Here is a 12,744-nt window from a genome sequence, read left to right as displayed (position 1 = left end):
ATTCGCAGGACATCACTGCACCTCCGCCTACCTGCCGGCTGAAATTCATTCTATATCATTACACCAATACCAATGTCCCTGAAAACCTTTTGTTACGTCAATAACATTTGGTTTAAAAAGTACTGCTCCGTTCACTTTAACGAGCGAATACTCGCTCGAAAGAATATTTCATATTGGGAGGTTACTATGGATAACAGATTTTCAATTTCCACTTATCCGGATGCGGCAGAAATAAACAGCCAGCTGGATGCATTGATAGCAAAACCGATCTATTCGGTAAAGCCCGGTGCTTTAAAGACCTACGAGGATGAATACTATAGCAAAAAGTGTATCAAGTCCAAACATATGATTGAGGAAGCTTCGAAGGTAATTCCCGGAGGTGTACAGCATAATCTGGCTTTTAATTATCCCTTCCCTCTCGTATTTACAAAAGCAGAAGGAGCTTATCTTTATGACATCGATGGAAACCAATATTATGACTTTTTACAGGCGGGCGGACCGACAGTTTTAGGAAGTAATCCTGTGGAAGTACGGAGTAAGGTAATAGAGCTGCTAAATGAATGCGGACCCTCCACCGGACTATTTCATGAATATGAATACAAAATTGCAAAAAAAATTATTGACAATTTTGAGACGGTTGAGATGTTTCGAATGCTTGGATCAGGGACAGAAAGCTGTATGGCAGCTATAAGGGTAGCACGACTTGCTACCGGGAAGAAAAATATCCTCAAAATGGGCGGTGCTTATCATGGATGGAGTGACCAGCTGGCTTATGGTATCCGTATACCGGGCTCTAAATGGACCCAGGCCCATGGGGTGCCACGCTATATCTTCCGGCATACCCAGGAATTTTTCCCCAATGATTTAAACGACCTGGAACGTAAGCTGAAACGGAATACATTAAGCGGCGGTACGGCAGCGGTTATGATTGAACCTCTTGGACCTGAAAGCGGAACCACGCCAGTAGACGGAAAGTTTAACAAAGGCGTTGAGGCCCTTTGCCGTAAATATGGCGCCCTTCTGATCTTTGATGAAGTTGTTACAGGTTTTCGGGTTGGTATGTCCGGAGCTCAGGGATATTTTGGTGTCAGTCCGGATCTCACCATATTTGGAAAAGTGGTGGCCGGAGGTTATCCGGGAGCCGGAGGACTTGGGGGGAAGAAGGAATATATGAAGTTTCTGTCAGCAGGAATTGCCGGAGGGCCGAAGGTTAAGAAGGCACTTGTAGGGGGAACCATGGCTGCTAATCCACTTAGCTGCGTGGCAGGATATTATACTCTTTGCGAAATAGAGAGAACCCAGGCAGCACAAAAGGCAGGGCTTATGGGTGACCGTTTAACCGAAGGCTTGAAACAACTGATTGCGAAATACAACCTGCCTTTTGTAACCTTTAACCAAGGATCGATCTGTCATCTTGAGACCGTTGGAACAACCCATTATGCAATCAACTGGTCAAAACCATGGACGATTCCGGGCGTATTAAATGCAACCTCGGAGCGTAAGAAAGAGATGGAGCATGTGGGAGCAGCTTATATGGCGGAAGGGCTTGTACCTTGGCAGGAAGCCGGCTGTATACCAGTGCTGCATACACAGAGGAAATGATAGATGACGTATTGACGAGATTTGAAAAGGTATTTAAAAATATGGCTGTAAAAGGTTAGCGGATGAAGGAGACTGTCATGGAGGAGAAGGAAGCTAAAATAAGTGTTGTTAACGCAGGGAAAAAGCTGGTGGAATCAGGACTTATAGCCAGAACCTGGGGAAATGTCAGCTGCCGTATCAGTGATACTCAGTTTGTTATAACACCTAGCGGGAGAGATTATTTGTCATTGACTCCAGAGGAAATTGTTACGGTAGCAATAGAGGATTTAAGTTATAAAGGAACTATGAAACCCTCCTCAGAAAAAGGTGTCCATGCGGAGGTTTATAAATTCAACTCAGCAATAAATTTTGTGATACATACCCATCAGGAAAATGCTTCTGTAATCAGTACCCTTGGCCTTGAATCAGTAAAACCCGGTGTAAAATATCCGCTTCTGGGGAAAGAAATAATCTGCGCGGCTTACGGTCTTCCGGGGACAGGTAAGTTGGCCAAAGGAATAGCCCAGGCTTTACGAAAATCCAGTGGAAATACAGTTATCATGAAACATCATGGTGCTTTATGCTTTGGAAAAAATGAAGAAGAAGCTTTTATGGCAGCCACTCAACTAGAGGAAGCCTGTGAAGCTGTAATTACTGCCAGATATCTGCAGATGAAACCGGATATCGTATTTGACCCGTCAAAAATTAAAGAACTTGATGCCAACCTGGCAATAAGGCCCCCTTACTGCAACAGTGAGAGGACAAAAGACGGTTTCATTCTCCTGCTGCCGGAGGGTAAAAGTGTTTCTATAAAAAATGGTGATTTACTGGATTCATTACCGGAGGATGCTGCTATTCATCAGGAGATATATGAGAGTAATCAAAAAATTAATTACATCCTGCATACGGATACAGCATATACTCATTCGATATCTTGTGCTGAAAGGATACTTTACCCGCTGGTGGACGATTTCGCGCAGCTTGTAGGAACCAGTGTAAGAAATGTAACCAAAGCTTCACCCCTTAAGACTACAGCCCTCAAGAAATCCTCAGCAGTTTTTATCAAAAACAGCGGTGCTCTCTGCTGCGGTAATACAAAAGGAGATGCATTAGCGGTAAGTATGATTCTTGAAAAGAATAGTAAGGCCTATACGGCAGGAGTCTTGTTTGGGGGAACGAAACCTATTAGTCTTCTGGATAGAAATCTAATGCGGTTTGTATATCTGAAGAAATATTCCAGGCAGATGAATAGTGCTTTATAAGGAGGGGTTCGGTGAGTTCTCATGTTATTACCTATGATGTTGGTACTACCGGAATTAAAACCTGTCTGTATGAAATATCAGAGTCCATACAGCTGGTAGCGTCTGCTGTAAAGGGATATAAGCTATACATAATGGAGAATGGAGGAGCGGAACAGGATTTAAGAGAAATATGGGAAGCGATGTGTGGCACGACAGAGGCAGTGACTAAAAATAGTGGCATTACCCCTGAGGATATCAAAGGGATTTCCTTCTGCTCACAAATGCAGGGACTAGTACTGGTGGATAAAGACGGACAGCCAATACGGCCATCTATGAGTTATATGGATCAAAGAGCAGAAGCAGAGTTAAGAAAAGTAATGGGAAGAGGACCCAAAATTTCCGGTGTAAATATATTAAAGCTGCTTCGATCTATCTACATCACGGGGGCTGTGGCTGCCAGTGTGAAGGATCCGGTCTGGAAATATAACTGGGTTAAGACGAATGAGCCGGAGAATTTCAGCCTTATTTATAAGTGGCTGGATGTGAAGGAATATCTCATCTTACAATGCACCGGAAGATTTGTTATGACCAGAGACAGTGCTTTTGGCACCATGCTTTATGACAGCAGAAAGGGGAGAAATACCTTCAGCGGGAGTATGTGCCATATGCTTGGGGTTGACCGGAAGCATCTGCCGCAAATCGTTAGCAGTACAGATATGGTTGGTGTCCTTACAGATAAGGCAGCAAAAGAACTAAAGCTAAAGGAAGGGATTCCGGTATTTGGAGGGGGTGGTGATGCTTCTTTAATCGGTGTGGGAGCAGGAGCTGTAAAAGCAGGCAGTACGCATATATATTCCGGCACCTCCGGCTGGGTGTCAACGGTTGTAAATCGCAGGACACTGGATATTCATTCTATGATTGCCTCTGTAGTTGGAGCTGCAGAAGGTGCCTTTCATTATTTTGCTGAACTGGAAACGGCAGGTAAATGCCTGGAATGGGTAAAGGATCATATGGCTATGGATGAAATCAATATCTACCTGGACAAAATCTGCGTATCTGAAACCAATGAAAGTATTTACGTTAATTTATATGATTTTATGATGAAGGAGATACAAGGTGTACCGGCGGGCAGTCATGGTGTTATATTTACCCCCTGGCTTCATGGGAACAGATGTCCGTTTGAGGATCCAAATGCAAGAGGAATGTTTTTTAATATACGGCTTGAAACCGGTAAAAGGGATATGATCCATGCAGTTATTGAAGGAATCTGTTATCATCTGAGGTGGCAGTTAGAAGCTCAAAGCAAGAAGATAAAGACGTCTAGGACAATTCGCTTTGTGGGAGGCGGTGCATTGTCACCTCTTACCTGCCATACCCTGGCTGATGTTCTTGGATGCGATATTGAAACAATAGAAAGTCCTCAGAATGCAGGGGCATTAGGTGCAGCGGTAGTAACAGCAGTTGGACTTGGTATTCTTAATGGATTTGAAGAGGCTGAAACATTAATAAAAGTCAGGGAAGTATACCACCCTGATATTAAGAATAAAAGCATCCATGACAGGAATTTTGAAGTATTTAAGTCTTTGTATATGAGGAATAAAAGAGCTTTTCGGCGGCTGAATCAAAGAATCTGAGGTAAACAGCGGAGGGATAATGACAGAGATCATATTAAGAAGTAATCAGCTGAAATTTCATAAAGATACTTTTGAAAAAACTACTGAAGACAGAAGGCAGAAAGTTCTGGAGGTTGCTGTTGATGCTTTTGCCTTAAACGGTTATAATGCAACCAGTATCAATGATATTGCAAAGAATGCGGAAATTAGCATAGGTGCAATGTACAGTTATTTTGCTTCTAAAGAGGATTTATTTCTGACCATAATAAATAACGCTTATTTTCTTATGGAAGAAATCTTAAATGAGGTAAGGAAATCCAGCAGGGATATCTATGACTGCGTAGAGCGTATGCTGGCTGCCTCCAGGGAGTTTTCCTTAAAATATCCCAAATTAAATCAGCTCTATCTTGATCTCACAACACAGGCTTTGGCTCCTCTTTCTGTCAGGCTTTCCTCCAAGCTTGAAAGAATTACACCCCGGATGCTCTGTGATTTTATCGAAGCAGGAATCGAAGCTGGTATCGTAAGTAATAAGATAGATAAAAGAGTATTGGCATATTGTATTGATAATATATTTATGGTGTATCAATTCTCCTTATCCTCTGACTATTACAAAGAACGGCTGAAGATTTTCATAGGTGAAGAAAATGTATCGGAACTTGAAGGGGTAGAGAAGAGCATAGTCCGCTTTGTAAGAGCAGCATTAGAAGAAAAATAAGAGCAGTATTAGAAGAAACATAAGAGCAGCATTTGAGCCCCTGCTTTTTCCTCACACACCGGCTTAAAGACACATTACCAATATTCTGTGCATAAGCGTGTAAAAACTATTCGCCTTTCAGCACACATAATCGTAATATGTCTTTTATAGGGTGGATTACAGGAGAGCAAGAGGCTTTTTACAGCATACCTTCATTTTAACAGCGGCTATAAGTTACAGTTAAATTTATTCGCTTAAAGAGATTTCGAAAGTTCTAGCTCTACATAATAGCCTTTTTTACTGTGCTTTGCTTCATAGAGCAGTTCATCAGCCATATGAAGGTAATCTTCAAAAGTGCGCTCTTTGCTGCTAATCCATACTAAACCTGATGATATTGCAGCTGTCTTTACAGTACCATCTGGAAATTCTATAGGGTCACTGCCCAGTTTGTGATAGAATTGGTCCAGGGATTGCCGTAAATCGTCCTTTGAAGGAAAATCAAAAAGTAAAAGGGTGAATTCGTCGCCGGAACGTCTTCCCAGAACCTGCTGTGCCTCGCTGATCTTAGAAAGATGTTTTGTTACATGTTTAAGGTAGATATCACCCCACTTATGACCGTAAGTATCATTAACGGATTTTAGATTATCCAGGTCAAACATTAAAAGTGCACTTGTAAGATTCGTATCTATTTTATGTAAAGTTTCCTCCATGTAAAACTGCATAGCCTTTCGGTTGTAAATACCTGTAAGGCCGTCAAGGTCTCTGTCAGCCATCATCTGTTTCTTTTCCGTAATTTCTTCGGTAACATCCAGAATAATGCCCATAGTCGAATTGTCATTGTGAGTATATTTTACCTTAAGCCATTTGCCAGGCGGGCTGTCGAGATAGTAAACATCTTCTTCTGCTTCTTCAGCATGCTTCAGCAATTCGTTTAATCTATATGTAAAAAATTCTTTTTTATCTGCAGTAGAGCGGCCTGTCTTGGGATCATAGCCTAGAAATTCAGGAATCCTGTCTGTTAGAAAGACAGCATCTGTACTTTCGCTGAATTCAAAAACACCAATGGGCAATTCCAGCATTCCAATAATACAAGACATTCTGCCGGAAGCCTTAAGCAGCTTATTGCTGGTTATCTGTATGGCATCCAACAATTCATCCACTTCTGTAAGTCCGGTATTCTCAAACTCTATCACCTGTGCTGTCTTGGTAGCATTTACCTTCTTGGCTGCTTTGATTATAGGTTTGGTAAACCGGTAACTGACGAAATAGGCAAGAAACCCACCTGTGATAACGGAGGCAATAAAGGAAATCAATAAAAGTTGTTTCATTCTGATGGCATATTCCAACAGATTACTTTCTTTCATAATACCGATAAGATACCATTGGTTATCTTGAAAAGGGGTATTGTTTCCGTAAAGTCCCAGGTTTTCGATGGACAGATAGAGCTTCCAGCTAACATTACTGTTATCCAGAAGATAAATTGAATTATTGTCATCTGCGGTGGTATAACGCAAGGATTCATTGGCAGTCGTTATTCTTTTCTGGATTGCTTTTGTTGTTATCAGTGTATGTAATTCTCCGGTATCCGGATTCCGGATTCCAAGCATATAACCAAAGGAGTCTTTGGTTTGCAGGTCTGTCCCAGGCAAATACTTAAATAAATGCTGCTCAGATATTTCTACACCGATGATACCTATAAGATTATTTTCATTGTCAAAAAGAGGCATGGAATAGGTAATGATTGAGATATCCTCTTTTGAGAGTTTAAAGGGAATACCCCAATACCCCAAGAGTTTGGAATCTGTTGACAAATCAGCTATGCTTAAAGGTTGTTCAAAGAAATCCGAATCAATGGTATTCAGGTTTATCCGGTCTTTCCATATTTTATCCAGCGGAATCTGCAAATCCCTGGCTAACCCGGAGGGACCAAAGACCATATACAAATCCCTTTTATTATAGTCATTAAGAATTGGGTCATAGTCTCTGATGTATAATGCTGGTTTTTCATCTCCGGGATTATTTAATATAACAAAAGCACCGGTCACCTGGGTTGCCCGCAGCATAGAGATTAAGGACTCGCTAATATTTTTAAGAAATTCCTCGGGGGCTTCTTGAATGCTATACTGACCTGATATCTGATCAACATAAGGGTCCATATTAGTCCAGCGCAGCTTCATTTCTCGCTGGAGATAGTCCTTGCGATTGTTTACCTTACTGGAAAAGGAACTGAAGGCATTTTCTTCTGCTGTGCTTAATACCCCTCCTATAATCAAAAATAAGGATAAGAGGGCTGCCTGCCCCAGGATAATAATAACTGTCAGTGATGTAAGCCGGAATACCATTGATTGTCTGTCTACTTTAATATATTTCATTTGGAAGTCCTCAATACTGTCTGAAGTTCATTGGTAAAGGCCTGGTACCAGGACGAAAAATGTTCTTTGGAACAGAGTTCTTTTATAACAGTGGTACGATCTTCGCCGTTTATAATACGTTTCTCTAGAAGAGCAAGATCTGTTTCGACCCTGGTATAAAGATGGTTTTCCAGAATCGACCTTAATTGAAAGCTGTTTGTAAAAGGTTTATTCCCGTATAATGTATGAGTGCTGAGCATATTGATAGTTGTTTCAATGGAACTTTTAACAGCAGCATTTGAAATTTCCTCATAGTTGCTTGTTTTCATAAGTGCATTCGCGGTCAATGACTGGCTTTTAACGGGAAGATAGGCAGTGGAAACTGCAAAGTCAATATTCTGAGGCATATCTATAAACCATTTCAGGAAGACAGAAGCAGCATACTCATGGGCTTTATCACTTTTCGTAATACACATGCCAGCTCCCTGCTGTACAACATAAGGTTTGGAATTCTCATAGTAGGGATAAGGAAGAGTCAACACTTCAATAGGAGCAACAATATCCTCACAGGCAACTTCTTCCGGAAAATAAGAAGCACTTGCCGTAGAACCAGTGTATCCAGTAATAATTCCTGTTTTGGCATCATCAGAACTGAACCGGCCTGACTTTGCAAAATAACCGTTAAGATAAGGCACGTAGTAATTAACCCATATCCGATATGCCGTATCCTGACTGAAATTCAGGCTGGCAATGTCATCATCATATTGATAGAATTCTTCCCCTAGCTGCATGGCAGATATCAACATAAAATTAGCCACTGCATCTATACGAAAAAAGGCTTTGCCCGTATGTTCATAGTAAAGCTTAGCAGTCTGTACCAATCCCTCCCAGGTCTTAAGAGTATCAAGAGAAGCACCCGTCTCTGCGGCAAAGTCCTCCCAAAAGGTCTTGTTCAGAAAGAGTATCTCAGTAGATTTAGCTACCGGAAGAATCTTTAAGGTCTGTTCTTTACCCCAGATCCCTTCTGATAAGAATTCCTTTTTAATTTCTGACAACTCCTCCTTGGTAAAATAATCGGACAGATTCACCAGTCTGGCAGAATCGCTGATTCGAAAAGCATTATCTGCATAGGAGGCAAATATATCCGGCATGGGTAAGGCACCAATGCTGTTGTTGGAGGCTTCATACACAGCATCTGCAAGTTCTGTTACATCTCCATAGCTTTGAGCTTCTATTACTATACCCTTTTCGGCACCTACTGTCTCGTTGAATTGAGCTACCAGTTCATCAAATCGGACCTTTACAGTTCCGTTATAATAATTCCAAACAGATATGGTTATAGGATCATCGGAATTCAATAGTTTCTTATTGGTTGGGAGCAAGCTGCAAGAATTTAATAATATCACGGATAATAACAGTATACTGATGAATAAGTTCCTTTTCATATGTCCTCCTGAAAGTCATAGCCGGATTCATGGTTGTTATGTCATAACATGCCTTATGCTCCCTGCATTTGAGCTGTCCTTTATGCACCAATTCTATCATAAATTGTCATAAAAGTGAATGAAATTCATATTCTGAAATAAAATACTTGTGTATGTTCAAAAGTAAGTGTATTTTATATTATGAGAGCCGTCAGTATTTTGGCTTACATAACTGGGATGTTTTCGTCGATATGCATAAGGAGTGTGTCTATCATGATTCAGGAGATTCTTAAATTCAATAAGGAATTTGTACAAAACAACGATTATGAAAAATTTAGAACCAGTAAATATCCGAATAAAAAAATTGCCATCGTTTCCTGTATGGATACAAGACTTACAGAACTATTGCCTTCTGCGCTTGGACTAAAAAACGGGGATGCCAAGATTATTAAGAATGCAGGTGGCGTGATATCCCATCCGTTCGGAAGTGCTATGCGTAGTCTGCTCATAGGAATTTATGAATTAGGTGTAGAAGAGATTCTGGTAATCGGTCATACGGATTGCGGAGCAAGACATACGGACAGTACAAAGATGCTTGAGAAGATGAAAGATAAGAATATCGATCAGAAGCAAATTGATCTGCTTAAATACTGCGGTATTGACTTTGAAGCCTGGCTGGGAGGCTTTAAGGATTTGGATGTATCTGTTAAGAATTCGGTGGAGTTGATCCGTAACCATCCCCTGGTACCGGAAAGTGTTATGGTTTACGGATTGATTATAGACTCAGTTACCGGTGAATTGAGAGAGGTGACGGAGTGAGTGGCTGGTGGTAGTGAATAGTTGGTAGTTTTACTTAAATTTTAGCTGATAAATTTTTGTAAAAAGGTTGGGTTTTAACAAGGGGACGGCGAATTACAGCAAACAGAAAGAACTCATGTTTCAATTCCGAGGCATAAGAAGTCCTATTTCTCTGAAGATTTTGTGCTTGTCATAATATCAAACAGATAACTCGCTACGCTCAGACAATCTGTTTGATATTATAGCACAAAATCTTCAGAGAAAAGGACTTCTAACGCCTCTCCATAGGCACATTCGTTCTTTCTGTTTGCTGCAATTCGCCTGAAACCATATGGAAACAGTTTTTTAGAGCTTGATTTGTAGTTGTAATTGAAGCAAATAGAAGTATATGTGTAAATAGAAAGGCCATCTGTTATAAATAGTTGTCACCAAGTACAACTATCATAACAGGTGGCTTGTTTAAAGACAGTAAGGAAGCTGCTAAATAACTGTCTTTTTACTGTGTAGTTAGTGCCTGCTTCAGTGCTTCCTCCAAAGAGGTGGGTTTTTTGCCTATTAGCTGTTCTAAGGCGGTGGATTCCTTTGAGAACTGTCCTTGGGCTATAGGAAGATAGAGCCCGTAAATATTAAAAGAAGCAACAGGTTCTATTTCTCCTTCTTTTACAAGCCTTGTCACTGCTTCTTCTGGTGAAAGGCTTTCGTGCCTTATGCTTTTACCTGTTAACTGAGACAGGAGAGTAACATAATCCTCAAATGTGTTTAAAGAACTGTTTACAAGCTCGTATTCCTTATTTTCATGCCCCTTTTCAGTAAGCACTGAGGCTGCGGCTAAAGCCAGGTCATCTCGCAGAACAAAGTTATACTTTCCCTTTTCAGCTGCTGTTACAAGAACGCCGCTTTTCTCAGCAGCAGTGAGAGTATTACCGAAAATGTTCTCCAGATAGAAGCCGTTTCGTAAGAAGGTATAGGGAATAGCAGTTGTTTTGATCATATTTTCCGTAGCAAGATGGACATACTGCAAGCCTGCTACATTCATCGTTTCAGCAAAGGCTATACCGGTATAAACGATATGAGAGATGCCAGCATTTCGTGCAGCCAATACTACATTCGCATGCTGATTGATGCGTAGTGTGTTATCAAAATCAGGGGAGGATACGAACATCAGCTTTTCGATTCCTTTAAAGGCCTGTGTTAATACAGAGATATCCTCGTAAGAACCGATTCTGGTGTCTATACCTTTGCTCTTAAATTTCTCGGAATCCTTCTCCGAACGAACCAGAGCAGTTATATCCGCTGCTTTTACACCTTTCTCTAACAGATGGTTTATGATTCCGCTGCCTAAGTGACCGGTAGCACCTGTAACTAGTATTTTTGACATATAAATACCTCTTTGCTTTCTTAATGGCAAAACAACGTTTTAAATAATTAGAACTTAATAACCTCTGGTTCACCAGTAAAAGAATAAATGGTAGCAGTAACATCTTTGATATAGAATACTTCCATGATTCCATCATCTGCAGCATACATCTGAGTTAAGGACGGATATTCTGAAAGCATATTTTCTCTGGCTGCTTTGTTGTCATCATGTACTGCAACGCCTTCTACACGAATCCATTTACCCTTTGCCATACCGGAGAGCTCAAGCTTTGGATTTTCCAGCAGCTGTTTGAATACTTTCTTTTTGTTGTTGGTGACAGAATAAAGTTTTCCGTCATAAATCATTACAGCACCAAAAGGTCTGACTCTCGGTTGATCTCCCTCGCAGGTTGCCAGATAAAAGGTCTTACAATCTTTTAAAAATTCTAAAACGTTATTCATGATAGTTGCTCCTTAGTTTATTTAATGGTATAATAAATATTATAGTTCTATTATATATAGTATATCGATTTATTCAAGTACGATATTTTATGATACCACTATTTTATATGATACCGGTATTGTAAATGATACTATAAATAACACTGAAACATGGATGGTTTTTGCTGATTAATCTAAATGAGCTGTTAATACAATTACCAATTTCGATTGGAATATGTATTTTTAGAGGCATATACTGTTAGCGTGTATTATTGAAATGCGCAATTCACAGCTTGATTTGCAGCACGATATCTGCCAGCAGATGTGGCATATTACTATCTATTCAACTACGAGTTCAGAAATATCATAGCTTAGCTTTGATATTCATGAAAGGGGTTATTATGAAAAAAGAAACTGCAAATAAAGATAACATAAATAAAGATAACATAAACAAAGATAACATAAACAAAGATATCTTCGGGATATGTCCTTTTGCAACTACGCAGAAGATCCTGACAGGCAAGTGGTCAATCTATATCCTTTATTTACTAAGTGAAGGACCCGTCCGGTTTAATGAATTAAAGCGGAGATTACCGGAAGAAATGACCCATGCCACCTTATCGCGTCAGTTAAAGCAGTTAGAGGAAGAAGGCCTTATCATTAGACACGAATATGTACAGATTCCGCCTAAGGTTGAATATTATATGAGTGATATTGGAGAAAAATTTCAAATTGTTTTGGATGCACTTGAAATCTGGGGTAAGGAATATATAAATTATTTAACTCAGAAGGAAATGAAATAGGAAAAAAGTACTAGAAAACCCATTTTACACGTGATAGAGTAAAATGGGTTTTTGTTTGTTTTCCTATGTTTCAGGAATGATTATTACTATTAGAAGTTGATAGAACGGTATGAAATAATTTGATAAATAAACCAAGTAATGTAATTTATTAACAAATGATAATTGACAGAGTTTTGCAAAGATGTTATATTGTTGGTAATTAGTTACATATTATGGTGGAAGAGAATGAATATTCTGGCAATATAACGAAAAGAAGTAAAAAAGAGTATTACAACTGAGCACAGACATTGGACAAGCTGGGGAGCATATAGTGGCTCAGAATTATTATAAACATAAAAAATAACAACAGGTATCAGCATAACGACTCACAATTTTTTAGAGGGGCTTTCAGTTATTCTAAGGACGGTATATTAGACTGTAATTCGGTACAGAAAGGAGC

At 39.9% G+C, this 12,744-nt stretch carries 10 protein-coding genes; 6 read left to right on the top strand and 4 right to left on the bottom strand.

What is annotated here, in order from left to right; translation table 11 throughout:
* The first annotated feature begins 186 nt into the window (after positions 1–186).
* The 4 genes from R2R35_RS03740 (at position 187) to R2R35_RS03725 (ending at position 5,153) form a co-directional block, all read left to right on the top strand.
* Positions 187–1,602, top strand: coding sequence for an aspartate aminotransferase family protein (locus R2R35_RS03740; protein WP_317733155.1), 1,416 nt, complete (start codon positions 187–189; stop codon positions 1,600–1,602).
* Positions 1,603–1,679: 77 nt separating this feature from the next.
* Positions 1,680–2,843 carry a class II aldolase/adducin family protein gene (locus R2R35_RS03735; RefSeq protein ID WP_317733154.1) on the top strand — a complete coding sequence of 388 codons (1,164 nt, stop codon included), beginning with the start codon at positions 1,680–1,682 and terminating at the stop codon, positions 2,841–2,843.
* Positions 2,844–2,854: 11 nt separating this feature from the next.
* Entirely contained in the window at positions 2,855–4,456 is a 1,602-nt protein-coding gene (locus R2R35_RS03730) for a xylulokinase (protein ID WP_317733153.1), read from the top strand.
* 19 nt (positions 4,457–4,475) lie between these two features.
* Positions 4,476–5,153, top strand: coding sequence for a TetR/AcrR family transcriptional regulator (locus tag R2R35_RS03725; protein ID WP_317733152.1), 678 nt, complete (start codon positions 4,476–4,478; stop codon positions 5,151–5,153).
* A gap of 233 nt (positions 5,154–5,386) precedes the next feature.
* Here the strand turns inward: R2R35_RS03725 and R2R35_RS03720 are convergent, their stop codons facing one another.
* Positions 5,387–7,504 carry a GGDEF domain-containing protein gene (locus R2R35_RS03720; protein WP_317733151.1) on the bottom strand — a complete coding sequence of 706 codons (2,118 nt, stop codon included), beginning with the start codon at positions 7,502–7,504 and terminating at the stop codon, positions 5,387–5,389.
* Complete coding sequence (locus tag R2R35_RS03715; RefSeq protein ID WP_317733150.1) at positions 7,501–8,928, bottom strand: extracellular solute-binding protein; 1,428 nt, start codon at positions 8,926–8,928, stop codon at positions 7,501–7,503. Before R2R35_RS03715 ends, R2R35_RS03720 begins: the two co-directional genes overlap by 4 nt.
* Positions 8,929–9,180: 252 nt before the next feature.
* Between R2R35_RS03715 and R2R35_RS03710 the strand changes: the two genes are divergently transcribed.
* Positions 9,181–9,726 carry a beta-class carbonic anhydrase gene (locus R2R35_RS03710; protein WP_317733149.1) on the top strand — a complete coding sequence of 182 codons (546 nt, stop codon included), beginning with the start codon at positions 9,181–9,183 and terminating at the stop codon, positions 9,724–9,726.
* Positions 9,727–10,201: 475 nt separating this feature from the next.
* On the opposite strand, the gene R2R35_RS03705 is transcribed toward R2R35_RS03710, so the two are convergent.
* Together R2R35_RS03705 and R2R35_RS03700 are read right to left on the bottom strand one after the other, a co-directional pair.
* On the bottom strand, positions 10,202–11,083 hold the full coding sequence (locus R2R35_RS03705) for an SDR family oxidoreductase (protein WP_317733148.1): 882 nt from the start codon (positions 11,081–11,083) through the stop codon (positions 10,202–10,204).
* A 47-nt stretch (positions 11,084–11,130) separates the two neighbouring features.
* Entirely contained in the window at positions 11,131–11,523 is a 393-nt protein-coding gene (locus tag R2R35_RS03700) for a pyridoxamine 5'-phosphate oxidase family protein (protein WP_317733147.1), read from the bottom strand.
* Between the two features lie 380 nt (positions 11,524–11,903).
* Between R2R35_RS03700 and R2R35_RS03695 the strand changes: the two genes are divergently transcribed.
* Positions 11,904–12,305 carry a winged helix-turn-helix transcriptional regulator gene (locus R2R35_RS03695; protein WP_331670215.1) on the top strand — a complete coding sequence of 134 codons (402 nt, stop codon included), beginning with the start codon at positions 11,904–11,906 and terminating at the stop codon, positions 12,303–12,305.
* The last annotated feature ends 439 nt before the right edge of the window (positions 12,306–12,744 follow it).

The organism is Anaerocolumna sp. AGMB13020 (genome assembly GCF_033100115.1).
In the GTDB taxonomy this organism is placed as follows: Bacteria; Bacillota; Clostridia; order Lachnospirales; family Lachnospiraceae; genus Anaerocolumna.
This window is presented reverse-complemented; position numbering and strand designations above follow the sequence as displayed.